Origin of the sequence: Microbacterium sp. APC 3901, from assembly GCF_030407765.1 — a bacterium.
Lineage (GTDB): Bacteria > Actinomycetota > Actinomycetes > Actinomycetales > Microbacteriaceae > Microbacterium.
In genome coordinates, this window is sequence record NZ_JASDCU010000002.1 from 279,524 (window position 1) to 305,475 (window position 25,952).

The 25,952-nt window shown below is 67.8% G+C and carries 25 protein-coding genes and 1 pseudogene; 12 read left to right on the forward strand and 14 right to left on the reverse strand.

The window, feature by feature from the left end; translation table 11 throughout:
- On the reverse strand, positions 1–456 hold the full coding sequence (gene tadA / locus QMA07_RS02910; protein WP_290159881.1) for a tRNA adenosine(34) deaminase TadA: 456 nt from the start codon (positions 454–456) through the stop codon (positions 1–3).
- Between the two features lie 82 nt (positions 457–538).
- Between tadA and upp the strand changes: the two genes are divergently transcribed.
- On the forward strand, positions 539–1,171 hold the full coding sequence (gene upp / locus QMA07_RS02915) for a uracil phosphoribosyltransferase (RefSeq protein ID WP_042538962.1): 633 nt from the start codon (positions 539–541) through the stop codon (positions 1,169–1,171).
- Here the strand turns inward: upp and QMA07_RS02920 are convergent.
- Entirely contained in the window at positions 1,156–2,130 is a 975-nt protein-coding gene (locus QMA07_RS02920; protein WP_290159884.1) for a LysR family transcriptional regulator, read from the reverse strand. The genes upp and QMA07_RS02920 overlap by 16 nt on opposite strands.
- A gap of 122 nt (positions 2,131–2,252) precedes the next feature.
- On the opposite strand from QMA07_RS02920, the gene QMA07_RS02925 reads away from it, so the two are divergent.
- Entirely contained in the window at positions 2,253–3,242 is a 990-nt protein-coding gene (locus tag QMA07_RS02925) for a putative oxygenase MesX (RefSeq protein ID WP_290159886.1), read from the forward strand.
- A 20-nt stretch (positions 3,243–3,262) separates the two neighbouring features.
- Entirely contained in the window at positions 3,263–4,300 is a 1,038-nt protein-coding gene (locus QMA07_RS02930) for a methionine synthase (protein ID WP_290159948.1), read from the forward strand.
- Between the two features lie 92 nt (positions 4,301–4,392).
- Here QMA07_RS02930 and QMA07_RS02935 read toward each other — a convergent pair whose 3' ends face one another.
- From QMA07_RS02935 to nadE, 3 genes are all read right to left on the reverse strand, one after another.
- The gene (locus tag QMA07_RS02935; RefSeq protein WP_290159887.1) at positions 4,393–4,869 is read right to left on the reverse strand and encodes a hypothetical protein; all 477 of its coding nucleotides are present in this window, start codon (positions 4,867–4,869) and stop codon (positions 4,393–4,395) included.
- A 96-nt stretch (positions 4,870–4,965) separates the two neighbouring features.
- Positions 4,966–8,436: a bifunctional RecB family nuclease/DEAD/DEAH box helicase gene (locus tag QMA07_RS02940; protein ID WP_290159888.1), complete on the reverse strand. Its 3,471-nt coding sequence runs from the start codon at positions 8,434–8,436 to the stop codon at positions 4,966–4,968.
- A gap of 71 nt (positions 8,437–8,507) precedes the next feature.
- Positions 8,508–9,326 (reverse strand): ammonia-dependent NAD(+) synthetase, encoded by an 819-nt coding sequence (gene nadE / locus QMA07_RS02945; RefSeq protein ID WP_290159890.1) that lies wholly within the window; start codon positions 9,324–9,326, stop codon positions 8,508–8,510.
- Positions 9,327–9,438: 112 nt separating this feature from the next.
- Here nadE and QMA07_RS02950 point away from each other — a divergent pair, with 112 nt between their 5' ends.
- Positions 9,439–9,996 carry a nucleoside phosphorylase gene (locus tag QMA07_RS02950; RefSeq protein ID WP_290159892.1) on the forward strand — a complete coding sequence of 186 codons (558 nt, stop codon included), beginning with the start codon at positions 9,439–9,441 and terminating at the stop codon, positions 9,994–9,996.
- 52 nt (positions 9,997–10,048) lie between these two features.
- On the opposite strand, the gene QMA07_RS02955 is transcribed toward QMA07_RS02950, so the two are convergent.
- The 5 genes from QMA07_RS02955 to QMA07_RS02975 all read right to left on the reverse strand — a co-directional run bounded on the left by QMA07_RS02955 (position 10,049) and on the right by QMA07_RS02975 (position 17,004).
- On the reverse strand, positions 10,049–13,045 hold the full coding sequence (locus QMA07_RS02955) for an SMC family ATPase (protein ID WP_290159894.1): 2,997 nt from the start codon (positions 13,043–13,045) through the stop codon (positions 10,049–10,051).
- A 93-nt stretch (positions 13,046–13,138) separates the two neighbouring features.
- Positions 13,139–14,293: an exonuclease SbcCD subunit D gene (locus QMA07_RS02960; RefSeq protein WP_290159897.1), complete on the reverse strand. Its 1,155-nt coding sequence runs from the start codon at positions 14,291–14,293 to the stop codon at positions 13,139–13,141.
- 109 nt (positions 14,294–14,402) lie between these two features.
- Complete coding sequence (locus tag QMA07_RS02965; protein ID WP_290159898.1) at positions 14,403–15,848, reverse strand: MFS transporter; 1,446 nt, start codon at positions 15,846–15,848, stop codon at positions 14,403–14,405.
- A gap of 326 nt (positions 15,849–16,174) precedes the next feature.
- The gene (locus tag QMA07_RS02970; protein WP_290159900.1) at positions 16,175–16,642 is read right to left on the reverse strand and encodes a DIP1984 family protein; all 468 of its coding nucleotides are present in this window, start codon (positions 16,640–16,642) and stop codon (positions 16,175–16,177) included.
- Positions 16,643–16,695: 53 nt separating this feature from the next.
- Positions 16,696–17,004: a GNAT family N-acetyltransferase gene (locus tag QMA07_RS02975; RefSeq protein WP_290159902.1), complete on the reverse strand. Its 309-nt coding sequence runs from the start codon at positions 17,002–17,004 to the stop codon at positions 16,696–16,698.
- 330 nt (positions 17,005–17,334) lie between these two features.
- Between QMA07_RS02975 and QMA07_RS02980 the strand changes: the two genes are divergently transcribed.
- Genes QMA07_RS02980 through QMA07_RS02990 form a run of 3 tightly spaced genes read left to right on the forward strand, consistent with a single transcriptional unit; the run spans position 17,335 to position 19,269 of the window.
- A complete protein-coding gene (locus tag QMA07_RS02980) occupies positions 17,335–18,039 on the forward strand; it encodes a winged helix-turn-helix domain-containing protein (RefSeq protein ID WP_290159904.1) in 705 nt (234 codons plus the stop codon).
- Between the two features lie 35 nt (positions 18,040–18,074).
- Complete coding sequence (locus tag QMA07_RS02985; protein WP_290159906.1) at positions 18,075–19,034, forward strand: DNA-3-methyladenine glycosylase 2 family protein; 960 nt, start codon at positions 18,075–18,077, stop codon at positions 19,032–19,034.
- 37 nt (positions 19,035–19,071) lie between these two features.
- Positions 19,072–19,269: a hypothetical protein gene (locus tag QMA07_RS02990; protein WP_140036249.1), complete on the forward strand. Its 198-nt coding sequence runs from the start codon at positions 19,072–19,074 to the stop codon at positions 19,267–19,269.
- A gap of 6 nt (positions 19,270–19,275) precedes the next feature.
- On the opposite strand, the gene QMA07_RS02995 is transcribed toward QMA07_RS02990, so the two are convergent.
- From QMA07_RS02995 to QMA07_RS03010, 4 genes are read right to left on the reverse strand one after another with little or no spacing between them, the layout of a single operon-like run.
- Entirely contained in the window at positions 19,276–20,031 is a 756-nt protein-coding gene (locus tag QMA07_RS02995) for an ATP-binding cassette domain-containing protein (RefSeq protein WP_290159909.1), read from the reverse strand.
- A complete protein-coding gene (locus tag QMA07_RS03000) occupies positions 20,028–21,053 on the reverse strand; it encodes an iron chelate uptake ABC transporter family permease subunit (RefSeq protein WP_290159911.1) in 1,026 nt (341 codons plus the stop codon). The genes QMA07_RS02995 and QMA07_RS03000 overlap by 4 nt, the downstream gene beginning before the upstream one ends.
- Positions 21,046–22,035 (reverse strand): iron chelate uptake ABC transporter family permease subunit, encoded by a 990-nt coding sequence (locus QMA07_RS03005; protein WP_290159913.1) that lies wholly within the window; start codon positions 22,033–22,035, stop codon positions 21,046–21,048. The genes QMA07_RS03000 and QMA07_RS03005 overlap by 8 nt, the downstream gene beginning before the upstream one ends.
- A gap of 52 nt (positions 22,036–22,087) precedes the next feature.
- A complete protein-coding gene (locus tag QMA07_RS03010; RefSeq protein WP_290159915.1) occupies positions 22,088–23,080 on the reverse strand; it encodes an ABC transporter substrate-binding protein in 993 nt (330 codons plus the stop codon).
- Positions 23,081–23,182: 102 nt separating this feature from the next.
- Between QMA07_RS03010 and QMA07_RS03015 the strand changes: the two genes are divergently transcribed.
- From QMA07_RS03015 to QMA07_RS03035, 5 genes and pseudogenes are all read left to right on the forward strand, one after another.
- A complete protein-coding gene (locus tag QMA07_RS03015) occupies positions 23,183–23,950 on the forward strand; it encodes a siderophore-interacting protein (protein ID WP_290159916.1) in 768 nt (255 codons plus the stop codon).
- A gap of 33 nt (positions 23,951–23,983) precedes the next feature.
- Positions 23,984–24,388 (forward strand): VOC family protein, encoded by a 405-nt coding sequence (locus tag QMA07_RS03020; RefSeq protein ID WP_290159917.1) that lies wholly within the window; start codon positions 23,984–23,986, stop codon positions 24,386–24,388.
- A gap of 5 nt (positions 24,389–24,393) precedes the next feature.
- Positions 24,394–24,915, forward strand: a pseudogene (locus QMA07_RS03025) (RtcB family protein); the annotation flags it as partial.
- 71 nt (positions 24,916–24,986) lie between these two features.
- Positions 24,987–25,109 carry a hypothetical protein gene (locus QMA07_RS03030; RefSeq protein WP_290159918.1) on the forward strand — a complete coding sequence of 41 codons (123 nt, stop codon included), beginning with the start codon at positions 24,987–24,989 and terminating at the stop codon, positions 25,107–25,109.
- A 25-nt stretch (positions 25,110–25,134) separates the two neighbouring features.
- Positions 25,135–25,950: an acyl-CoA thioester hydrolase/BAAT C-terminal domain-containing protein gene (locus tag QMA07_RS03035; protein ID WP_290159920.1), complete on the forward strand. Its 816-nt coding sequence runs from the start codon at positions 25,135–25,137 to the stop codon at positions 25,948–25,950.
- Positions 25,951–25,952 lie beyond the last annotated feature (2 nt).

The following is a 25,952-nucleotide window of genomic DNA, read 5'->3' on the forward strand; positions in this document are numbered from 1 at the left end:
TCAGCGTCGCTGCTCGAAGAAGTCCCGCAGCAGAGCAGCGGCATCGTCGGCTCCGACCCCGCCGATGACCTCGGCCCGATAGGGCAGCCGGCGGTCGCGCAGCACGTCGTACATCGACCCGGCGGCCCCGGCCTTGTCATCCCAGGCACCGAACACGACTCGGCCGATTCGCGCCTGCAGGATCGCACCGGCGCACATGAGGCAGGGCTCGAGCGTGACGACGAGGGTATGGCCCTCGAGGTTCCATGAGCCGACGGATGCCGCGGCGGCACGCAGCGCCTCCACCTCGGCGTGACCGGTCGGATCGCCGGTCGCCTCGCGGTTGTTGCGACCCTCCGCGATGATCCGGTCCTCGGCGTCGAGCACCACCGCGCCGACGGGTATCTCCGACGCTGCCGCCGCGTCGGCCGCGAGCTCGAGCGCGCGACGCATCGCGATGATGTCGGCGGCGGTCATGGGTCGAGCCTACGACAGCCGCAGAAGCCGGACGCCCGCATCCGATGTCGTGCGCGGGCGTCCGGCGCATTAGCCTGTAAGCATGCGTGTCCACGTCGCCGACCACCCTCTCGTCACTCACAAGCTCTCGGTGCTGCGCGACCATCGCACACCGTCGCCGGTCTTCCGCCAGCTGACCGAAGAGCTCGTGACGCTGCTCGCGTACGAGGCGACCCGCAACGTGAAGGTCAGTCCGGTCGAGATCACCACTCCGGTGACCACGACGATGGGCGTCAAGATCTCCGAGCCGCGTCCGATCGTCGTCCCGATCCTGCGAGCAGGTCTCGGGATGCTCGAAGGCCTCGTCAAGCTGCTGCCGACCGCCGAGGTCGGGTTCCTCGGGATGGTCCGCGACGAAGAGACGTTCGAGCCGACCACCTACGCCGAGCGTCTTCCCGACGACCTCAGCGACCGTCAGTGCTTCGCCATCGACCCGATGCTCGCAACCGGTGGCTCGCTGGCTGCGGCGATCCAGTTCCTCTTCGACCGCGGGGCCAAGGACGTCACGGCGATCTGCCTGCTGGGCACGCCGGAGGGTCTCGCCGCGATCGAGGCGCTCGTCGGCGACCGCGATGTGACCATCGTTCTCGGCGCGCTCGACGAGCGTCTGAATGAGAAGGGCTACATCGTTCCCGGGCTCGGCGACGCAGGAGACCGCCTCTACGGCACCGTCTGAGGCGTCGTCGGCTCGCCGTCGTCGAGCAGCGCCACGCCGAAGCCCGCCACGACGTCTCGCACCTCCATGAGATATCGCTTCGCCTGCTCGGTGAGGGGGATCGCCGTGCGCCCGACCCATCCGATCTCGATGTGATCGTCGACGTCGAGCGGCACAGCGACGATCTCGGGGTCCAGGTCGTCGCTGATGATGCCCGTGGAGATCGTGTAGCCATCGAGCCCGATCATGAGGTTGAAGATCGTCGCTCGGTCCGAGACCCTGATCTCCCGCGCGCTCGAGAGGGTCGAGAGGATCTCCTCGGCGAAGTAGAACGAGTTGTTCGCCCCCTGGTCGAAGGTGAGTCGCGGCAGACCCACGAGATCGTCGAGCGTCGCGCGCTCTCGAGAGGCGAGCGCGTTCCGTCGCGAGACGAAGATGTGCGGTTCGGCGACGAAGAGCGGATGGAACGCGAGACCCGAGTCTCGCAACAGCTTGTCGATCACGTTCCGGTTGAAGTCGTTGCGGAAGAGGATGCCGAGTTCGCTGCGCAGCGTGCGCACGTCCTCGATGATGTCCCACGTGCGAGTCTCCCGGAGTGAGAATTCGTACTCGGCCGCGCTCGTGCCCTTGACCATCCGCACGAACGCGTCGACGGCGAAGGAATAGTGCTGCGTCGACACCCCGAGGAGGCGGCGCGACGGCGGCCGACCCAGGTAGCGCTGCTCGAGCAGTTCGGCCTGCTCGACGATCTGTCGCGCGTACCCGAGGAACTCGGTGCCGTCGGTGGTGAGCGTGATTCCTCGAGCCGAGCGGGTCAGGAGCGCACGGCCCACCCTGTTCTCAAGGTCTTTCATCGCCGCGGACATGGTGGGCTGAGCGACATAGAGCGTGTCGGCCGCGGCGGTGATGGAACCTTCCGCGGCGACCTCGATGAAGTACTGGAGCTGTTGCAGCGTGATTCCGCTCGATCGCCTGGGCATAGGAGAAGGCTATATCACCGCATAGTGGAGCCGAATTACCCGATGACCTCGTTGCGGACGCACCATGAGAGCACAGCTTTCGCGAGGCCGAGCCGGCCTCCCACCTCCCGGATTGGCCCCTCATGGCGAACGAGATCACGTTCAGCATCACCACCACGCGCTTCGACGAGGACTACGCCCCGTCGGACAGTTCGCGGATCACCACCAACTTCGCCAACCTCGCACGCGGCGAGCGGCGCCAGCAGAACCTCCGCAATGCCCTCTCGATGATCGACCGTCGGTTCAACGATCTCGCACGCGGCGACAGCCCTGACGGCGACCGCTACTCGGTCGAGCTCGACATCGTCTCCGTGCAGCTGCGATTCGCCGACGGCGAAGATCGGGAGTTCCCGGTACTCGAAGTGCTCGACATCCACATCGTCGACCGACTGACCGGAGAGCGCCACAACGGGATCGTGGGGAACAACTTCTCCTCCTACCTTCGCGACTACGACTTCAGCGTCGTCCTGCCGGCGGCGAACGCGGCGGGGACCGGATTCACGACTCCCGACGACTTCGGCGTGCTGCACGGCAAGCTCTTCCAGCACTTCCTCGAATCCGACGCGTATCAGGAGCGCTTCCCGACGGCACCGGTCATCTGCATCAGCGTCTCGACCAGCAGGACCTATCGACGCAACGGCAATCACCACCCCGTACTCGGCGCCGAGTACGTCCAGGACTCGTTCTCGCTCACCGACGAATACTTCGGGAAGATGGGCCTGCAGGTGCGGTACTTCATGCCGCGCGGCAGCGTCGCTCCGCTCGCCTTCTATTTCCGTGGCGATCTTCTGAGCGACTACTCCGACCTGCAGCTCATCGGCACGATCAGCACGATGGAGACGTTCCAGAAGATCTATCGGCCGGAGATCTACAACGCGAACGCCCCCGCAGAGAGCGTGTACCGTCCGAGCCTGGCGCATGAGGACTTCCAGCAGACGGAGATCACCTACGACCGCGAAGAGCGCAGCCAGCTCGCAGTCGTGCAAGGACGCTACGCGGATGAGCACTTCGTGACGCCCCACCGGCGCGTGCTGGATCAGTGGGCCGCCGCCTACCCGGCTCCCGTCCGATGACCGGCACCGGTTCGACGACCGTGAGACCTCTTCTCCCCACCTCGATCGTCGGAAGCCTGCCCAAGCCGGCATGGCTCGCGAGGCCCGAGGTGCTCTGGTCGCCCTGGGAGCTCGAGGGCGATGCGCTCCGAGAGGGCACGCGCGATGCGCTGCGCGCCGCGGTGCACGAGCAGCATCGACGTGGCATCGATATCGTCAGCGACGGCGAGCAGACCCGTCAGCACTTCGTCACCACGTTCATCGAGCACCTCGACGGCGTCGATTTCGAGAAGCGCGAGACGGTCCGCATCCGCGACCGCTATGACGCGAGCGTGCCCTCTGTGGTGGGTGCTGTGAGCCGCCGCAAGCCCGTGTTCGTGGAGGACGCCGCTTTCCTGCGCCGGCAGACGGATCAGCCGATCAAATGGGCGCTTCCGGGCCCGATGACGATGATCGACACCCTGGCCGACCGCCACTATCGCAGCCGCGAGAAGCTGGCATGGGAGTTCGCGACGATCCTCAATCAGGAGGCGAGAGAGCTCGAGGCCGCGGGAGTCGACATCATCCAGTTCGACGAGCCTGCGTTCAACGTGTTCTTCGACGAGATGAAGGACTGGGGCGTCGCCGCACTGGAGCGTGCCGTCGAGGGGCTGAACGTCGAGACGGCTGTGCACATCTGCTACGGCTACGGGATCAAGGCCAACAACGAGTGGAAGGCGACCCTCGGGGCGGAGTGGAGGCAGTACGAGGAGTCGTTCCCGCTGCTCCAGCGGTCTTCCTTCGACATCATCTCCCTCGAGAGCCACCACTCGCACGTGCCGATGGACCTCATCGAGCTCATCCGCGGCAAGAAGGTCATGCTCGGGGCGATCGATGTGGCGAGCGAGAAGATCGAGAGCGCAGAAGAAGTCGCCGACACGCTGCGCCGCGCGCTCGAATTCGTCGACGCAGACCTGCTCATCCCCAGCTCGAACTGCGGCATGGCACCCCTGCCGAGGCGCGTCGCACTCGACAAGCTGAGCGCGCTGGCGGCAGGCGCACGAGTGCTGCGTGAGGAACTCGGCGACAGCGTGGTCTGATCACCGCATCTCCCCGGGCGAAGCGGACTCTGCGCACCGGTGCAGCACAGTCGGCGGGGTATTCGCTGTCGCCGATGATTCCGATGGCATACTCACACACTCAGTCGGTAGCCGCGCTCGTCTCCGTGGTGGGTGAAACCGGCTCTTGCAAGGATCGGAGCCGACGTCGCCGTGCGACCTTTCACGAGCGCGGTCGTGGCTCCGAGTGCGGCGCTCACTCTCAGCCGTTCGGCGAGGACGGCGCGATAGGCGCCTCTCCCCCGCGCGTGCTCGAGCGTGGCCGCGCCCCACAGCCGGGCGAACCCGTCGGCGATCGTGCAGCCACCCGTGCTCACCGCCTCGCCGTCCTCGTCGAATCGCGCGAGCACGCGGAAGTTCGTTCCGGCGTCGAGATTCGATGTGATCTCATCGAACTCGACGCGAAGCCCTTCTTCGTCGAGTGGCTGCTGCTGCCAGACGGGCACGTTGATCTGGTCGACCTCGCGAACCTGGTCGAGCGTCCGCACGACCTCTGCGCTGACGCCGAGGGGGACGTCGACGATCGATTCCTCGATCGGGCGAGCGAACACGGCGACCGTGCGGAAACCAGACCCACGCCGCCGACGCGCGCAGGATCTCATCGATCGAGTGGGTCATCGCTCTACCTCGCTGTTCACGGCGCTGCCTCAGCTCGCCGCACCGACCAGCCGTGCGAAGGCGCTCATGCGAGCGACTCCCTCGGGCGTGCGGGGCAGGTCGTCGAGCAGGGCCGGTGAGTGGATGAGGTACGCCGCGACCTGCGCTCTCGAGATCGCCACGTTCAGTCGGTTCTGCAGCAGCAGGAACTCCGGACCCCGGGGGGCATCGCGTCCGCTGGATGCCGCGAGGGACGTGATGGACACCACCGCCTCCTTGCCCTGGAAGTTGTCGACCGTGCCGACCGGGACGTCGGGGAAGCCCGCCGCGACGAGCGCGTCGTGCACGGTCTGACGCTGTGCGTTGTAGGGCGCGACCACGATGATGTCCGTCTGCGCGAGCGGACGGACCGTGGCGTCGGCATCGTTGTCTGTGAAGGCTCGCCCGACGAGGTCGCGCACGAGTGCCACCACCGCGTCGGCCTCCTCCGGCGACTGCGTGGCATTGCCGCGGTGGCGGAGCGGGACGATGTGCAGACCGGGATCGATGCCCTCGAGCGCACGCCGCTCGGTGCCCGGAGCCGACGCGAGCTGCCCGGCGTACGCGAGCTTCGACACCGGCGCGGCGAGGCGGGGATGCATACGCCATGAGCGTGCCAGGAAGTAGCCGTAGTCGGGTCGCACCACCGCATCTCCGTCCATCACCCAGCCGAGCGCCGACGTGTCGACGGGCTCGGGGTGCGCACCCTGGCTGACCTGGGGAAGCTGCTGAGGGTCTCCGAGCAGCAGCAGTCGCCGGGCACCCGCCGCGACGGCGATCGTGGAGGCGAGGGAGAACTGCCCCGCCTCATCGACCACGAGCAGGTCGAGCCCTGCCCGCTCCACCCGAGCGGTGTTGCTGAAGTCCCAGGCCGTGCCGCCCACCACGGCACCGTGCTCGGCATGCTCGCCGAGGAACGCGGCCACACCGTTCTTGGGGATCACCGTGTACGACGGGTCTGTCGACGGGTCTTTCGGTGCTTTGGCGACCTGCGCCGCGGGAACGCCGTCGGCCACCACGCGTTCGAGCAGATTCTCGATGATCGCGTGCGACTGCGCGACGACACCGATCGTGAAGCCGTGCTCCCTCACGAGCCGGGCGATCACCTGCGAGCCCGTGTAGGTCTTCCCCGTGCCCGGAGGACCCTGCACGGCGAGGTAACTGCGGTCGAGATCGAGGATCGCGCGCACGATCGCATCGATCGTGTCATCGCCGCTCTCCGGCAGCAGGCTGCCCGAGAGCGTGCGCGGGGGGATCCGGCGCAGGATGTCGGTGGCCGCATCGGAAGGGAACCCGGGCGCTGCCGCGTGGACGGTGTCGGCCCATTCGTCGATCGCTCCCTGCAGCGAGACGACGCGTGGCGGCGCGGCCGGAGTGAGAGCGAGAGGCAGCTCATCCCAGGTCTGCCCTTGGATCGCCGTCTCGGTGATCAGATAGCCGTCGTCGAGCACCGCGGCGACTGTGACCGTGTGCGGGACGTGCACCGCGCGTGACGGAGCCTCGGTGTCGAAAGGCGCAGGCACCGGGTAGAGGGCGAACGGCTGGGATCCGGCACCGAGGGTCGTTCCCGGCGACACCTCGCCGCGGATCTCGATGTCACGCGACATCACACGGCGCCCCTCACCGACGCTCCAGTCTCGCTGCACGGTCGACGACGTGCGGTCGATTCGTACGACATCGCGAGTGCCGTCCCACATCGTGACGGGCTCGCGCAGCCGCTGGAAGTGCGAGACCCAGAAGCTCTTGGCCTCTCGGGGGAAGTAGTCGATCGCTGCCGCCGCGATGCGATGCACCTGCCCGTCGCCACCCGCCTCGACGGCTCGTTCCGCGTCGGCGAGGAGCGCGACCGACCGGGGCGACGGCTCGTAGATGACCTCATCGGCCTCATCGGGCGGGGCGGGGTTCACACCCTCCTTGCGGGCGATGTCGATCAGCCAGTTGCGAAGGCGCCGCGTCGACACGCAGTCGTAGCGGTTGTAGTCGGCGAGATCGGCGAACACAGCGTCCGCCTCCTCCTGCTCCCCTGCCGCCGCAAGCTCGCGGGCCGCCACGTACTGGACGATCGAGTCATCGCCCTTCTGCACGTCGCTCGTGCGCACATCTTCGCCCATGTAGAGCGGCTCGAGCTTCTTGATCGAGTACGACCTCGTGCCTACCCTCACGGTGCGCAGCACCAGCGGATACAGGTCGACGAACACGCCCTCGCGCAGCAGCCGATCGATCTCGCCTTCGCGCACGCCGTGCCTCGCGGCCATGGCAACCAGGTGGGAGGTCTCGTACGGGGCGTAGTGATAGATGTGCATGCCGGGGTGCGCGGCTCTGCGCACCTTCACGAAGTCGAGGAAGCGCTCGAACGCCTCTCGCTCAGCCGCGAAGTCGTGGGCCCAGAGCGCCGTGTACTGGTCGGTGTTGTCGACCCAACCGAAGAGATAGTCAATCCCCCAATGACCTTCGCCGTCAGGCGCCGGCTCGGTGTAGAGAGGGTCGCCCTCGAAGTCGAAGAAGATGTCACCATGGCTCGGCACGGGGAGGGTGTGGATCGCCGCGGCGTAGTGCACGTCGTATGTCGGCTCCCCCTCGGCATCCGCGCGGATCTGCAGCCTCGCCTGCGCCCGCAGCGTCTCGAACGTGTCGGTGTTCATGCCGTCAGGCGGCGTGACGGCATCGGCCAGGGCGTCGATGGTCTCGATCCCGGCCGCGCGCAGCCGCGCTCGTTGCACAGGCCGCATGCGCGCGACCATGAGCAGATCGCGATGCGCGATCACCTGATCCTCGCACGTCGCGCATCGCCCGCAGGCCACGACTTCGAGGTCGCCGCGATCATCGCCCCACGCCAGCGCGGCACCGGCAGAGCCCTGGTCGACTCGACGATCGGCGATGAGCGCGCGCAGGCGCGCTCGACGCACGTGGAACAGCGGAAGGAGGTCGTCGACGCGGTGGGTGCTCAGCGTTCCGTCGCCGAGGATGAGATCGACCTCGTCGGATCGGGGAATCCCCAGCCGATCGAGCTGATCGACATATGCCGCCAGCTGCATGAGCGCGGTGACCCGCGCCTTGCGGGCGAGCTTGGAGTCCTGCACCCGCCAGCGACCGTCGTCGTCGCGCTTCAGGAAGTCGGCGAACCCGACGAACTCGGGTGTCGCGAAGGCAGCCTGGAAGACGACCACGGCGTCGGAGCCGAGTGCCCGCACCGTCTCGTCGACCGCCGCCGCGAGGGCCTCGGCGTCGACAGACGAGACCTTCTCGACGAGATGCACCCGATCGGAGCCGAGATCGTCGAGGTACCGCGCCAGCACGTTCTGTTCGTGCACGTCTCCGAGCAAAGCGGCCCTGGCGAGAGTCGCGTCCTCAGGCTCCTCGACGGCCGGAACACGGCCCAGCTTCGCATCGATCGCTCGACACCAGGCGAACTCGCATTCGGCGGCCGCCTTGAGGTCGCTCGCGCTCCAGATGACGCGCTGCGCCTGAGTGTCGATCCGCACGATTCTCCCGTTCCCTCGGATGCTTCGACACTAGCCGCGGCATCCGACACGGGATCACGAGGCGACGCGTGTCAGCGCCACCAGGTGTCTTCGGGCGTCACCGGGAGGTTGCGCTTGTGCTGCGTCGCGAGGTAACGCGATTCGATGCGACCCGCGACGTCGGGGTCGACCTCGCGCCCTTCGAGGAAGTCGTCGATCTGCTCATACGTGAGGCCCAGCTCGTCTTCGTCGGCCCGACCGGGCTGACCGTCGAGCAGGTCGGCCGTCGGCACCTTGAAGGCGAGACGATCCGGCGCTCCGAGCAGGAGCAGGAGAGACCGACCCTGACGCTTGCTGAGACCGGAGAGGGGGAGGATGTCGGCCGCGCCGTCGCCGAACTTCGTGTAGAAGCCCGTGACCGCCTCCGCCGCGTGGTCGGTGCCGACGACGAGGAGACCGTCGTGACCGGCGAGCGCGTACTGCGTCACCATGCGCACGCGCGCCTTGATGTTGCCGCGGTTGAAGTCGCTGATGTCGCTCGTGACGGCGAACTCGATGTCCTCTTCGACACCGTCGACGCCGTTCTGGATGTTCACCTCGACCGAGGAGTCCGGTGCGATGAACTCGAGCGCAGCCTCGGCATCCGCGGCATCCTTCTGCACCCGATACGGCAGGCGCACGGCGAGGAACTTCGCTTCTCCGCCCTCCGCGCGGACACGCTCGACCGCGAGCTGCGCCAGTCGTCCGGCGAGTGTCGAGTCCTGACCGCCAGAGATCCCGAGCACGAAACCCTTCGCTCCGGTGGTGCGCAGGTAGTCGACGAGGAAGCCGACGCGGCCCTCCACCTCGGCTGCCGGATCGATCTCCGGCTTCACGCCGAGTGCTTCCGAGATCTGCTGCTGCAAGGTCATGTGTTCCTCCGGTCTGCCCGACCCCAGTATCCTCCCCCAGTGTTACATCGAGATGACATCGGCCGCGTGCGCGGGACTTCGCGACGACCGGCCGACCTGGCAGGATGGCGGAGTGAAACTTCTCGTCGCAGCCATGGCCTCCGAACTCGCAGCGTTCCCAGAGGAGCTCGAGGGATTCGACCAGCTCGTCACCGGCGAGGGCAAGATGCAGGCCGTGTACGGCCTCACCCGCGCGCTCGATGCCAAGGAGTACACCGAGGTGGTCGTCGTCGGTACCGCCGGAGGCATCGACCCTGACCTCGAAGCGACGGTGCACGAGATCGGCAGTGCGCTGCAGCACGATGTGTTCGACCTCGACGGTGTCGCAGGTCAGCACGTGTCACTGCCCGCGCGGGTGTCGACCGGCCGCGAGGGCGTGCTGATCGCGACCGGCGACAGCTTCGTCGGCGATGCCGGCATCACTGCCGTCATCCGCCCTTCCGGCGCGGGTCTGGTCGACATGGAGACCTATGCGTACATCTGGGTCGCCGAGCAGTTCGGAGTGCCGATCCGTGCGTTCCGTGCGATCTCCGACCGAGCTGAGGACGGCGCGCTCCTCGACTTCCGCGAGGCGATCGCGCGGTGCAGCGTTCAGCTGCGTGACGTGATCCGCCGGGAGTACGGCGTCTGACCAACGGGCGTCCGCTGAACTCCGCTCTCTCCGGTGAGGGGCGCGCCGAGTCTCAGCGCGTCTCGATCACGCTCGGGCCGCTCGACGTCGCACGCACACGGAGTTGCGCGGGGATCTGCTCCTGCATCGCCTCGACATGGCTGATGACGCCGACGGTGCGACCGCCTTGGCGCAGTTCGTCGAGCGTGCGCATCGCGACATCGAGCGTGTCGCCGTCGAGCGAGCCGAACCCTTCATCGATGAACAGGGTGTCGAGACGGATGCCGCCGGCTCGTGCGGTGACCACTTCGGCGAGTCCGAGAGCGAGTGCGAGGGAGCTCAGGAAGGTCTCGCCTCCCGACAGCGACTGCGCGGGGCGGGTCTGGCCTGTGAACGCGTCGAACACGACGATGCCGAGCCCTGATGCAGCCCCGCGGGCGGCGAGCGCATCCGAGTGGCGCAGCTGATAGCGCCCGGTCGACATGTCACTGAGTCTGCGGTTCGCCGCGTCGACGATCTCTTCGAGTTCGGCGGCGAGGACGAATGTCTCGAGCGTCATCTTGCGGGCGTTCGCCCCGCGCCCGGCGATGGTGTCGGCAAGTCCTCGCAGCACCTCGTAATCGGCCGCCTCGTCTGCGATGCGGGCGTGCTCGGATGCCGCGGCGTCGATGACCGCACCGAGCTGCTCCGACACGCCCGCCGCCCGTCCCGCCTCGTCGACCGCGGCCGACCAACGCTGCCGCGCGGCGAGGGACACCTGCTCGGCAGGACCGAGGTCGATCGTCTCCTCCGGGAGCGTGCGGAGCTCGAGGTCGAGAAGGATCGCGCGCTCCTTCTCTCGCTGCACGGAGTGCTGGCTGACGCGGCTCTCGAGAGCCGCCTGCGCGGCGGCGGTGCGGAGTGCCAGCTCGACCGCAGCGACGCCGTCGAACTCCGATGCGTCCAGCGCCGCGTCCTGTTCGGCCGTCGCAACAGTCTCCGCCTCGGCCCTGCGCGTCCGTTCAGCGACAGCCTCGACGAGCGCGAGAGCGGCCTGGACCTCTACGCGCATCACCGTGAGCCTCTCGGCCACGGACTCGTAGGATCCTCTCGCCTCGGCGATCGCCTCCCGCGTGTCGGCGACGCGTTGCGCCACGAGCGAGTGCGCTTCGTGCGCCGCAGCCAGCGCCGCGGAATCACGTTCGCGGTCGCCGTCGAGACGGCGGATGCGCTCGAGTAGTTCCTCACGCTGCTGCTCCAGCGCGATCTGCTGCTCGTATGCAGCCGCGCTCTGTGCGTGTGCCGCTGTCGCTGCGTCGAGCTCTGCGCTGGCCTCGTCTGCGTCTCGGCCGTCTGCGCGGGTGGTCGCCGCGGCCAGGTCGGCACGCAGTGCCGATGTCAGCGCCGCCGCATCTCGCTCGCGCTGCGCGATGGCGTCCCGCGCGGCTTCGGCCTCGTCGACGTCGTCCGCAGAGACGGGATCGGCATGCACGGCGGGAGCCGGGTGCTCGTGCGACCCGCATACCGGGCACGCCTCGCCCTCATGCAGCGACGTCGCCAACTCCCCCGCGAATCCGTCGAGTCGACGCTGCCTGAGTTCGGCGAGCGCGGTCTGGGCAGCAGCGAGCGCCGCACTCGCGTCAGCGAGCTCCCGCTCGGCGTCGGCATGGGAGGCTCGAAGGCGGACTGCCTCGAGCGCTGCTGCACGCCGCACGGCAGCAGCATCCCGAGCTGCGGCCAGGTCTCCGGCGCGATCGGCGAGTTGCCTCGCCGCGTCGCGCGCGAGTGTGAGTTCGTCGAGCTGTGCGGGGAGGGCGACACGATCGGCCTCCGTCGCTTCGATGCGCGCGGTCGCCGCCGCGACAGCATCGGCGGCCGCTGCGAGCTCGGCATCGAGCGCTGACGCGGAGCGCTCCAGCTCCGCCGCCCGCTGCCATGCACCGATCTGCGCCGTGCGGTCGGCAGCCCATACCGCGAGATCGTCCGCGACGATGTCGTGCGCCTCCCAGGCCGCCCTTGCTCGCTCCTCGGCCGCGACGGCCGCCTCGAACGCCGCCGCCGCCGTCACCGCGGTCGCGATCGGGCTACGCAGCAGCTCCGCGGCTCTGGCGTCCTGCAGCTCGCTGCGCGCGGCGGCGATGTGCGGCTCGTCGGCCTCGAGGCGTGCGAGCGCTACTCGGGCCCGATCCCGCTCGACCTGCGCCCGCTGCTCCTCCCGCGCGATCGCGAGCGCGGCGTCTGCGGCATCCGACTGCTTCTCCGCCTCGAGGCGCTCGGCCGCTCGACGGTCCGCGCGGTAATCGGCGCGAGCCTTCGCACGGCGCAGACCGTCGAGGCGCTCCTCGGTGGTCGCCGCGACAGACTCCGTCTCGGCGTCCCCCCTGTCTTCCTCCTGCGCCTCGCTGTCGTGGCCGAGGTCGGCGTTACTGACGAGCCGCTCGCCTTCGTCGAGGCGGGCAGACACCGTTGCGAGGCGTGCCCCGAGAGCCTGTTCGGCCGCCTTGCGGCGTTCATCGAACCGCGCCTGCACGTCTTCGAACCGTTCCGTGCCGAACAGCCGCCGCAGCAGCGACTGTCTCTCTTTGCTACCCGCCAGCAGGAACTCCGAGAATCGATTCTGCGCGAGCAGGATGACCTGCAGGAACTGCTCGCGACTGAGCTGCAGGATCTCGTCGAGCTCGTAGGCGGCCTCGCGCTCCTTCGCGGCGAGACCGATCCATTCGCCGCCGACCATCGTGTGGAGCTGCACCGCTGCGGGTTGCACCGTCAGGCCCCCGCCGCGCTTCTTGGGGCGCTCGTACTCAGGCGAACGCCTGACACGGTATCGACCTGCCGGAGTGCTGAACTCCACCACGACCTCGGTGACGTCGTCGGGCTCGCAGTGATCGCTGCGAAGCCGCTTCTCGCCGCCCTCGTACCGCGGGACCCCGCCGTAGAGCCCGAAGCAGACGGCGTCGAGGATGCTGGACTTGCCGGCACCTGTGCGCCCGGCGATCAGGAAGATCCCGTCGTCGGCGAACGCATCGAAGTCGACGGTCTGCCGCTCGCGGAACGGACCGAATCCTTCGACCTCCAGTCGGTGCAGCTGCATCAGAGCACCTTCTTCACTCTCGGAGCATGATCGCGGTGACGCATCGCCGGACTGGATCGGGTCGCCACCGGACTGTATCGAGTCTCCACCGGATCAGATGAGGGCTTCGGCGCGGACGCGGTCGTCGAGGACCTCGCGGATGAGCTCGCCCTCTCGCTCGGTCGCACCATGGCCTGCGCGGACGTGCTCGAGGAAGGCCTCGATGCGCTCGGGATCGCTGACGGCACCGCGCAGCCGATCGACATAGGAGCGCTCGCCCTCCGCGGATGTCTCAGCCGGCTGGTGCTGCACCATCGCACAGTGCGGATACCGCTCGCGGAGGCGACGCATCGGCTCGGTCTGGGCGAGCGCGTCGGTGTACACCGCGCAGACCCAGTCGTCGGCGTGCGCCGCGATGTTCTCGGAAGACAGGATCTCGTCGAGGGTACCCGTGAGGGTCACCAGGCGACGCGGGACGGGCAGATCGAGCCACTCGACCGCGGACAGGCCTGTGGCATCGAGGTCGACCAGCCACGAGCCGCGCGGCTTGCTCTGCTCGCCGAAGCTGTAGTGGAGTGGAGCACCCGAATAGCGCACGCGCTCGCTGATCTGCTGGCGCCCGTGGATGTGCCCGAGGGCGACATAGTCCGGGCCGTCGAAGACAGAGAGCGGAACGACGTCGAGACCCCCCTGTCGCACCTCGCGCTCGAGCCCGACCGTGGCGTCGACGCCCGCGGAGAAGCAGTGCGCGATCGCGACGGATCGCCCCGGGTTCGCCTGCATACCCACGCGGACGAGATCCATCGCATGCGCGAGCGTCTGCGCCTGCGTGCGCAGATCAGCTCCGATCCAGTGCTGTCTCACGATGGCCGGCTCGAGGTACGGGATGCCGTAGAAGTGCACAGGGCCATCGGCGTCGCTCAGCGTGACCGGCGTGCCGATCGCGAGAGGATCGGTCAGCACGTGGATGCCGTCGCGGAGCAGCCGCGCCTGGAAGCCGAGACGAGCGGCGGAGTCGTGGTTGCCGCTCGTGACGATCACGCGGGCGCCCGTCTCATGCAGCGCGACGAGCACGTCGCCGAGGAGCGTGTATGCGGGGCCGGCCGGCGTCGCCGAATCGAAGACGTCACCCGCGACGATGACGACGTCGACCGCATTCTCCCGAACCTGCACCGTGAGCGCTCCGAGCACCTCGGCCAGCGCGTCCATGGTCGAGTTGCCATGGAAGGAGCGGCCGATGTGCCAGTCGGAGGTGTGCAGGATTCGCATACTCACACGCTACGAACCCCCACCGACATTCGGCTCCAGGCGTGCCGCGGCATCCGTTCCTGACCCCCGGAATGAGGAGAATCAGAGCGGAACGGATGCCGCGGACGTCTCAGTGCGCGCCGACGGCGAGCCCCGGCTGCGACGGCATGAGCTCGTCCCTCGTGCCGCGCACCATGACTGCGGCGATCACGGCAGCGACGACCATCAGGATCGACGCGACGATGAAGACCCATCCGTAGGCGTCGGTCAGCTGCGACGGGGAGAGCTCGGTCTGCGCATGCCCGCCCACCGACGCTGCGTACACGGCCGTGAACACGGAGAGTCCGATGGATCCGCCGATCTGCATGGCCGAGTTGGCGACGGCCGATGCGATGCCCGCGTCGTGCGGTGCGACTCCGGTGAGCGCCAGGTTCTGCAGCGGGATGAACACGAAGCCCATGCCGATGCCGAGGAGCACGAGCGCCGGTGCGATCTGCGCGAGGTACGCCCCATCGGGGGTGATCCCGGAGAGGAGGAACAGACCGGCTGCCGCGATGAGCGGCCCGACGATCATCATCGGACGTGGCCCGATCACCGTGAGGAGCTTCGTCGCGATGGGAGCGATGATCATCGTCGCGATCGGGAGCGGAAGGGTCGCCGCTCCTGCCTGGAGTGCGCCCATGCCGAGCACGAACTGGAGGTGGAAGGTCAGATAGAGGGTGGCGCCGATCATGATCGCGCCGGCTACCCCCTGGATCAGGAAGGCACCGCCCCTGACCCGGTCGGCCACCACACGCAGCGGAAGAAGCGGCTGCGAGACGCGACTCTCGACCCGCACGAACACAGCGAGCAGAACGACACCGAGAACGAGGAACGCGATGGTCAGCGGATCGCCCCAGCCGTTCTCGGCGAGGCTGAAGCCGTAGACGAGGGATCCGAGACCGAGGGTCACGGTGATCGCACCCCAGACGTCGTATCGATTGTCGCCCTCCGCCTTGCTCTCGGTGAGGAACAGCGCTCCGCCGACGAGGCCGATGGCGACGAAGAACAGGTTGACCAGCAGGCACCAGCGCCAGTCGGTGAACTCGGTGAGGAATCCGCCCAGCAACAGGCCTACGGCAGCGCCGGTTCCCGCCACGGTCCCGAAGACCGCGAACGCCGTGTTGCGCTCGCGCCCCGAAGGGAAGGTCACGGTGAGCAGCGCGAGAGCCGCCGGAGCGAGAAGGGCGGCGAAGACGCCCTGCAGGCCGCGGGCGAGGATCAGCTCCCACCCCGACTGCGCGAGGCCGCCATAGAGGGATGCGGCGCCGAAGCCCACCATCCCGATCATGAAGACGCGTTTGCGGCCGACGTAATCGGCGATCCGACCACCGAGCAGAAGCAGTGCGCCGAAGGCCAGGGCGTAGGCCGTGACGACCCACTGACGCTGGCCGTCGCTCATGCCGAGAGACGCCTGGGCTTGCGGCAGGGCGGTGCTGACGATGGTTCCGTCGAGAACGACGATCAGCTGCGTGAGAGAGATGACGACGAGCGCCCACCACCGGGTCTGGGGGCGGGCGCGCAGGGACGATGACATGGAAGAACCTCCGGTGTCGGGGACGATGCCGGAGGTTTCGAGCCTCGGACCAGCGCGCGTCAGCGCCTGACCACCTCAGCCGACGGGGCTGAGCAGAGCATCCATATTACCCGAGATGAGGCTGTGGGATCGTACGCGGAAGGTCCCCTGACCCACCCTCGTCACGATGATCGACACGTGGTGATGCGAGATGCGCGATGCGCGATCACATGTGCGGCGTGCAGGGCTGCGCGATGCGAATCAGGGCTGCCCTCCGCCCGACATGAGCCGGAATTGCCCCTCCGGCTGGGGGTGTGCCCGCCTCGTCGTGACTACCGACTTCCGCTCTACTCCTCCAGATCGTGGAGCCAGTTCGCCTGCTGGATCCGATTGTCGAGTTCGCGCAGCTCCTGCGCGACCGTATCCGCGCGCGAGCGCAGCTCGGCGACGGGAAGCGCGGAGATCTGACGCAGCTCCGACCGCATCTGACGCAGGAACTGGTCGTTCGCCCCAGATGCCGCCGCGGCGGCGTCCGCGAGCAGCGAGTGCTGCAGCCGGAGCACGTCGCGGGCGGCGAGGGCATCGGTCATGGTGCCGTCAGTCCCCAGATCCAGACGCGAGTTCGTCGCGTTGATCCGCCGGATGAGGTCGCGGAGCAGAAGCAGATCGGCATCCGCCTGGAGGATCAGGGCGGCAGCATCCTCCGCGGGCTCCTCGCCCTCCTGGTACCTGGCGTTCGCCGTGATGCGCGCACGCAGCTGCTCTATGCGACGCTGCAGATCTGCGCGGGCCGTGAGTGCCTCTGCGAGTTTCATGACCTCATCCTGTCAGGGCGCCACCGGGTAACACAGCGTCACACGACGATGCGTCAGCGCGAGCGCAGCAGAGCCGCGTGCTCAGGGTGCGCCTCGAACCAGTCGGCGACATACCAGCACACCGCGTCGACCTTGCGGTCTCCGCGCGCCGCGATGTCGGCGACAGCGCCCTCCACGACAGTCCCCGCGTAGCCGTGGCCGCGGAAAGTGGGGATCGTGAAGGCTCTCGTCAGAGCCATCGTGCGTCCGTCGTCGCGGTAGTCGAGCACGCTCACGAGCTGCCCGTCGCGCGTCAGCGTGTACCGTGATGCGTCCTTCTCGTCGGTGAGGATGAAACCGGATGCGAGCGTCGAAATGGTCACCCTCACCACGTTACGCCCGCCCCCACCACGGTCGGCCGTTTTGACACGCGCGGACTTCTTCCGACATAATCCCCCCATGACTACCAACGCAAGCCCTTTGTCCGCCCAGGAGGCGAACAGGACTGCCGGGATGATGATGCCCGGTCGCGTTGGCATGTGTTGCCGAATGTGTCGCTGAACGAACAGCCACTCCGTCTGACCTGACTTCTCGCGATCTGCGAGGTATGGGTCATCGAGCATCCACCCTTTGCTCGCTCTTCCGGCTCGCCCGGTCATTCATGCAACGCATCAGAGCCTCTTCCCGGCTCACGTCCTGAGGACTTCATCATCATGTCGAACACCGCACTTCTCGAGCGTCCCACCGCCACCGCAGCCGTCCGCACCACCGCCTCGGCACCCGCGACCGCCCCGCTCGACGCCGATCTCCCCGCCGTCCGCTCGCCCCGCGGCTTCGCCCTCTACGTCGGTCTCGACGAGATCAAGGCAGCCGAAGCCGGAGTCAGCCTCCCCCTCCTGGTCGACGCCCTGCGCCGCACTCTCGCCGAGCTCGCACCCGGCGCCGAGACGCACGCGACCGTCGCGCTCGCTCCTCATGGTTCAGGGGGCCGCGACCTCGACGTCGTGCGTCTCGCACTGCACGAGCCCGGTGCGATCGCCCGCACCAAGGCCGCCGCAGAAGAGGAGACCACCGACGAGGAGGGCGGCGTCGTCGTCGACATCTCTCGCAAGCGCGTGCTGATCGACGGAGAGTCCGCGGCGTTCACCTACAAGGAGTTCGAGCTGCTGCAGTACCTCGTGCTCCGCGAGGGTCGCACGATCGAGCGCAGCGAGCTCGTCTCGGCGCTGTGGCAGGCGCAGGACGACGAGACCCCCGGCGAGCGCACGATCGACGTGCACGTACGGCGTCTGCGCGCGAAGCTCGGTCGCTATGAGGACATCGTCCGCACCGTGCGCGGCATCGGCTACCGCTTCGACCGCCACGCCGACGTCGTCATCCGCTACGGCCACGGCACCCCCTCTCCCGACCGCTTCTGACCCGAGTGTCAGGCCCGCCACGTATGGTGGGGCGCATGACCCTGACCGCGGATGCCGGAGCCGCCGACGCGGCTCTCTCCGGCGCACCCCGCGAGACTGTCTATCGGCCCGCGGCACCCGTGGATCTGCGCTCGACGGTCGGCATGCTGAGGCGTGGCCCCGGCGACCCGACCATGATGTTCGACGGCCCGGTGATCTGGCGCACCCTTCGGACTCCGCTCGGCGCAGCGACACTGGCGCTGCGCGCACAGAGCGGAGAGATCAGGGCCACCGCGTGGGGCGGCGGCGCTGAGCACGCGCTCGACACCGTGCCCGACCTGTGCGGCGCCCGTGACGACGCTTCGGGCTTCGATCCCTCGCACCATCCACTGATCTCCGAGGTCGCCCGTCGTTCGCCCGGCATCCGCCTGGCTCGCACCGGTGTGGTCTTCGACGCCCTCGCGTGCGCCGTCATCGAGCAGAAGGTGACGGGCCTCGAGGCCTTCCGCGCGTGGAGGCTGCTCGTCACCAAGTTCGGCGAGCGGGCTCCCGGTCCGACCCCGCGGCCGATGTACTCCGCCCCGACCGCGGCGCAGTGGCATCGCATCCCCTCCTGGGACTGGCATCAAGTGTCGGTGCAGCCGCCGCAGTCGAAGACCGTCGTGCGAGTCGCCGAGCGGGCCGACAGCATCTCCCGTGCGCTTCTGGCCGCATCCACCGGCGAAGAGCGTGACCGCGTGCTGACGAGCTTTCCCGGCATCGGTGTGTGGACCTCGGCCGAGACCCGCATCCGGGCACTCGGCGATCCGGACGCAGTGAGCGTCGGCGACTACCACCTGGCCCATGAGGTCGGGTACGCGCTCACCGGGCATCGCACCGACGACGACGGGATGCTCGAGCTGCTCGCCCCCTGGGCCGGTCACCGCCAGCGTGTGATCCGCCTCATCTTCGCGAGCGGAGTGAGCGAGCCCCGACGAGGTCCACGACTCTCCCCTGAAGACCACCGCAGTCGCTGACCTCCCCCGCCGGGGGGATCGCCCCTAGGCTGAGCCCATGTCGCGCAACGTGCTCCGCTTCTCCGTCACCGCAGGGCTTCTCATCCTCGGCGTCGTGATCGGCCTGATCTTCCAGAACGTCTGGCTCGGCATCCTGCTGGCCGCGATCGTCTGGCTCGGCTGGTTCATCGGCTACGAATCCCGCCGCGGCCGCAACGCCGGCGTCAACGACGAGGACCACGGCGTCGAGCTCTGAGAGCCGTCAGTAGTACACGGCCAGAGGACCGGAGGGGCCCTCGACCACCTGCACCGAGGTGTCGAACACCCGGGTGAGCACCTCACCGGTCATGATCTCGGAGGGTCGACCGAACTCCACGACCTCACCGTCTTTCATGGCGCAGATGTGGTCGGCATAATGCCCCGCGAAATTGATGTCGTGCAGCACGATGACGATCGTCCGCCCGAGTTCTTCAGCCGCCCGACGCAGGTGCTTCATCATCTGCACGGCATGCTTCATGTCGAGGTTGTTGAGTGGCTCGTCGAGCAGCACGAACGCGGTGTCCTGCGCCAGCACCATCGCGACGTAGGCCCGCTGTCGCTGGCCTCCGGAGAGCTCGTCGAGATAGCGCCCCTCCAGGTCGCCGAGGTCGAGGAAGTCGATCGCTCTGCTGATGATCTCCTCGTCGTCGCGGGTCAACCGGCCCTGCGAATGCGGGAAGCGCCCGAATCCGACGAGCTGGCGCACCGTGAGACGCGTCACGAAGTGGTTCTCCTGGCGGAGCACCGAGACGATCTTCGCGAGGTCCTTCGATTTCGTCGTCGCGACGTCGTATCCGGCGATCTCGATCGCCCCTGCGTCCATGCCGCCGAGGCGTCCGATCATGGTCAGCAGCGTCGACTTGCCCGCGCCGTTGGGGCCGATCAGCGCGGTTATGCCGCCGGCGGGGATCTCGAGGTCCACGGGGCCGATCGCGACCTCGTCGCTGTAGTCGCGGCGTACGCCGTCGAGTGTGATCACAGCCTGCCCTTTCTGAGGATGACGATGAGGAAGACGGTTCCGCCGACGAGCTCGATGAGGATCGACACCATGCCCTGCGCGTAGAAGACGTTCTTCATCACGAAGTACGCCCCCGCGAGGATCGTGAAGGCGGTGAGCACCGCCACGGGGAAGATGAGCCGATGATCGTACGTGTCGGCGAACTGGTAGGCGAGGGTCGCGACGAGGAAGCCGAGGAACGTCATCGGCCCCACGAGTGCGGTCGACGTCGCCATCAGGACGGCGACGAGGAAGAGCACAATGTAGAGCTCGCGCTTGTGGTCGAGCCCGAGCGAGCGTGACACGTCAGGGCCGAGCGCGAGCAGGTTCAGCCTCCTGGACCTCATCCAGAGCAGCGCCGAGGCCGCGACGCACAGAGGGATCGCCAGAGGCAGGTACGACGCATCGGCATTGGAGACGTTGCCGAACAGTCGCGCCGCGAGCACGTCGAACTCGCTGGGCGTGAGCAGCCGCTGCATGAAGGTGGAGATCGCCCCGAGGCCACCGCCGACGATGATCCCGATGAGCAGCATGATCTGCAGATTGCCGTATCGTCCCGACAGCAGCCATCCGTACAGCGCCATCGCGAGCCCCACCATGATGACCACCTGCAGGCCGAACTGCCAGACGCCCTGGATCGCCACGAGACCGGCGACGCCGGAGAGGTACACCGTGGTCGTCTGCACGACGCGATAGAGCGACTCGAATCCCATGATCGACGGCGTGATGATGCGGTTGTTGGTGACCGTCTGAAAGCTCACGGTCGCGATCGCCTGCGCCACCGCGACCACGGCCATCACGGTCACGTTCGTCACCCGGAGTTTCGCGATGCGCCAGAATCCGGGCGATCCGATCGGCATCGGGTTCTCCCACGCGAGCAGAGCGAAGGCGAAGGCCACCGAGAGCACGAGCAGGACGCCGAGCACGATGACGTACCGCCGCCGCGCGCGCGGCGTCGTGAAGGATCCCGAGGTGCGGGTGCCGACCGCTGTCGCGCTAGCCACGACGACGCTGCCTCAGCAGGAGCAGGATGAAGACGATCGCGCCGACGACGCCGAGGATCAGCGACACCGGCACCTCGAACGGCATGATGATCGTCCGTCCGATGATGTCGCAGACGGTGACGATCGCGATGCCGAGCAGGCAGACCCAGGGCAGGTTGCTGCGCAGATCGTCGCCGCGGATCATCGAGACGACGTTGGGCACGATCAGCCCGAGGAAAGGAAGGTTGCCGACGACCACCGTGACGACGCCCGTCGTGACGGCGATGAGCGCGGTTCCGAGCAGGATCACCCGGTTGTAGTCGACCCCGACGTTCGTCGCGATCTCCTCCCCCAGCCCGGCGATCGTGAGACGGTCTGCGACGATGAAGACGACGACTCCGACGATCGCGACGATCCAGAGCATCTCGTACTGTCCGCGGAGCACCGACGTGAAGCTGCCTGCGAACCAGACCCCGAGAGCCTGCAGCGAGTCGGTCGCGAGCGCGAAGTAGGTCGACACCGACCCGACGACGGCACCCAGCATGATGCCGACGATCGGGACGATGAGAGACGACTTCAGCGAGACTCGCCGCAGGAAGGCGAAGAACACCATGGTGCCGATGAAGGCCGCGATGACCGCGCCTGCCATCCTCAGCGGGATCGAGGGGTTCGGAACGAGCACCATCACGGTGAGCAGACCGAGTCCTGCCCATTCGGTGGTGCCGGTGGTCGTGGGTTCGACGAAGCGGTTCTGGGTGAGCAGCTGCATCACCAGTCCGGCCATCGCCATCGCCGCGCCCGCGAGGACGAGGGCTATCGTGCGCGGGACGCGAGTGATCTGGAACATCTCGGCACCGTCAGCGGCCCCGGCGATGTCGTAGACCCCGGTGAAGAGGGACACGACGAGAAGGGCGACGACGACGAGGATGCCGACGAGGAGCTTGACGTCGAAGAGCCGCCCGGCATACCGGGGCGGCTCGGTGGAGAACGCGGTGCGGGTCATCGTGAGACGCCGACCAGCGGCATCCGCCCTCGAGCGGATGCCGCTGAGCGACCTACTTCTGTGCGGCCTCGAGGGCGTCGGCGAAGTCGTTCAGGAACGTCGTGTACGTCTGGATGCCCTCGTTCAGGTACGTGTCGGTGGGCATGTAGACGATCTGCTCGTCAGCGACGGCCGTGACGTCGGCGAGTGCCTCGGAGTTCTCGAGGATCTCGGACGCCTGCACGTAGTCGGGGGTCTCCGCGGCGAAGACGGCGTCGCGGTCGAGCACGAGGAGCCAGTCGGGGTTCGAGGCGGCGATCGCCTCGACCGAGATGTCATCTCCCTGGTGGTCGTCGGACGCGTCGTCGACCTCGAGTGCCGGGGTCAGCCCGAGGATGTCGTAGATCGGCCCGAGCGAGCGACCCACGGTCGGGGCGAGATAGCCGATCTCGCCGCCCGAGGTGTTCACGGCCATGACGGTGTCGGCGTCGTCGTAGGCTGCCTTCGCCCGCTCGACCGCCGCGTCGAAGTCGTCGACCAGTGCCTGCGCGTCATCCTGCTTGCCGAAGATCTCGCCGAGCACGGTCACCTGTCGCTTGAGTTCCTCGTCGAAGGGCTCGCCCTCCCGAGGCTCGAGATCGATGATCGTGGCGTCGGGCACGAGCTCGGCGATGGCCTCGTTGTGCTGAGTGAAGCGCTGTCCGCTGATGATGAGGTCGGGTTCGACGGCGACGATCGCCTCGAGGTCGGGCTCGCTGTGCAGGCCGATGTCGACGATCGAGTCGTCGTCGAGGTACGACACGGTGTCGGGCATGAGCGCGACCGCGCCGGCGGAGAGCTCGACACCCCAGTCGGAGAGGGTCTGGAAGGTCCGGTTGTCCAGTGCGACGACGGAGGCGGGAGGAGTGGCGATCTCGTGCGATCCGGTGTTGTCCTCGATCGTGACCGAGTCGGCGGCAGGCGTGGTCTCGGCCGGCTCGGCTTCGGCTCCCGAGGCACAGCCGGCGAGGGCGAGGAGACCGACGAGACCGACGCTCGTGGCGCTGAGGATTCTGGGCATGGACATGGAGAGACTCCTGTTCTGCGGTGATTGGTGCGCGCGATCGGCGCAGGACAGGCGGACTTAGGTTCCCCTAACCCCGCCCTGAAGATAGGTTAGCCTTACTTTATGAGCGATACGAAATCCGGCTTCTTCATCGAGCGCCGAGGCCTCGATCTGCGCTTCCGCACCGTGACACTGGGCGCCCGAGAATGGCTGGCACCCGACTACGTGCGCGTGCGCCTCAGGGGCAGCGATCTCGAGGGCTTCGACTCCCCGGGCTCCGACGACCACATGCGCCTGTTCTTTCCTTCCGGCCCGGTGGGATCGGTCGAGGAGATGCGGGCTGCGCCGAGTCGCGAGTACACACCTCTCGCTTGGGGCGAGGACTGGCTCGACGTCGAGTTCGCCGTGCATGGCGACTCGGGTGTCGCGGCGCCCTGGGCGGCGACTGCGCCACTCGGGTCATCCATCGGCGTGGGCGGGCCGCGCGGGTCGGCCGTGCTGAACGGCAGCCCCGACTCCTGGCTGCTCGTCGGAGACGAGACGGCCATCCCCGCGATCCGGCGCTTCGCGGCGCTCATCCCCGCGGGCACTCCCGCCCGGATCGTCATCGAGACGGTGTCGGCGGGGCGCGAGATCGACATCGAAGCCCCTGTCGACGTCGAGTGGCTGCGTCGCGGCGATGCTCCCTCGGGCTCCGCGCTCATCGCGTTCCTCGACGACCTGGCGGCGGAAGAGGCGATCGGCGACGACACGTTCGTGTTCATCGCGGCCGAACAGTCGATCGTCAAACCGGGGCGTGCGTTGCTGGACCGCTGGGGCATCGACGCCGCGAACGCCGTGGTCAAGGGCTACTGGAAGCGCGGCGAAGCCGAGTACCACGCGCCGCACTAGTGCAGCGCGTGCCTCGACTGGAAGACTGAACGCATGGCACTTCTGGATCATCTGGGGATCACCGTCGACGACCTCGAACGGGGCAGAGCCCAGTTCCACCCCGTGCTCATGGCGCTCGGCTACGTGAGCGGCGGCGAAGACGACCATTCCATCTCATGGAACAACGGCGACGAGACAGAGATCATCCTGTACGCATGGGATGAGGACTCCGGCCCTCACCGCCACGGCCGGGTCGGCTGGCAGCACATCGCGTTCGCCATGCCCTCGCGCGATGGGGTGGATCGCCTGCATGCAGTGGCGCTCGATGCAGGATGGACGGCCGTCCGAGACCCGAAGGAGTACCCGCGGTACACCGACCGCTACTATGCCTCCTTCGTCGAGGATGCCGACGGCATCCGCGTCGAGTTCATGCACAACCCCCCGCGCGATTCCGCTTGACTCCCGCTGAGCAAAGCGAGTTCGACCCTGAGAAGTACGCCAGGAACTGGCGACTGCAGCTGGGAACGCTCGGCTCTGGCAACCACTTCATCGAGGTGTCGGTGGACGAACTCGACCGCGTGTGGCTCTTCCTGCACTCGGGTTCTCGAGGCGTCGGCAACCGGATCGCCGGTCACCACATCGCCGTCGCGCAGCGGCTGGCGAAGCAGTGGTGGATCGAGCTGCCCGACCCCGACCTCGCGTACCTCGTCGAAGGCACTCCCGAGTTCACCCGGTACATCCGCGAGCTGCGATGGGCCCAGCACTTCGCACTGCTCAACCGCGAGGAGATGATGGACCGGGTCGCACGGCAGGTGTCGGAGTTTCTCGGCGCCCCGGTCGACGAGCAGGAGCGCATCAACTGCCACCACAACTTCACCGAGTCGGAGAAGCACTACGGCAAGAGGGTGTGGGTGTCGAGAAAGGGTGCGATCCAGGCGGATGCCGGTCGTCCGGGACTCATCCCGGGCTCGATGGGAACGGCGTCGGATGGCGGTATACAGCGACCACGATTCCGTTGCTCGGCGTGGAACGATGCGAAGATGACACGATGCACCTCATGGCCGACGCTCAGACCTGGACGATGATCGGTTGTTTCGACACCGTGAACACGCGCATCGACGGACTCGTCCGCGACATGCAGCCCGTGGTCAAGCGCACCTTCGGTCTCGACTGCGACTGACGTCGGGCCACGGACTACGGAAAACATGCACACGCCCCTCGCCTCGGACGACATCTACGACGCCGTCTCCGCGCGTCCCTGCGGGACGGCAGTACTGCTGCTCGCCGGTTCGAGTGGGCGCCTCGAATCCGCTCGCGCCGATCTCCTGAGCCGTCGTGGCGCCCGGGTGCGCACGATCCGCTGGTTCGGCGGCATCGGCCAGCGACCGGCGCCCCAGGAGGTTCCGATAGAACTGTTCATCGAGCAGATCGAGCTGCTGCGACGAGACCACGATCGCGTGGCGATCTTCGGAACGTCTTTCGGCGCCGAGGCCGCCCTCGTCACCGCGACCACCGTCGAGGTCGACGCGACCATCGCCGTCTCCCCCTCGTCCGTCGTCTGGTCGGGGCTGGCAGAGGGTCGGTGGTCATCGCACTGGACTCTGGGAGGTTCTCCGCTGCCGGCGGTCGAGTTCGACCCGGCGTGGGCTCCGATGACCGATCCACCGGAGTACCTCTCGCTGTACTCGACGAGCCTGACCCTCGACCCGGCACTCACTGCGGCGGCGACGATTCCTGTCGAGCGGATCTCCGGCGATCTGCTGCTGATCGCCGGAGGCGACGACCGCGTGTGGCCGAGCGCCGCGTTCACGACGGCGATCTCACAGCGCCGACGTGCCCATGGCAGAAGCACGACGATCGTCCAGCATCCGGATGCAGGGCATCGTCTGCTCCTGCCCGGCGAGGCCCCCGCGGCCGGCGGCATGCACATGGCTCGGGGCGGCACACCGCGCGCCGATGCAGCGCTCGGCGCGCAGGCCTGGCCCGAGATCGCCCGGATCCTCGACCTCGACCCCGGCTGACG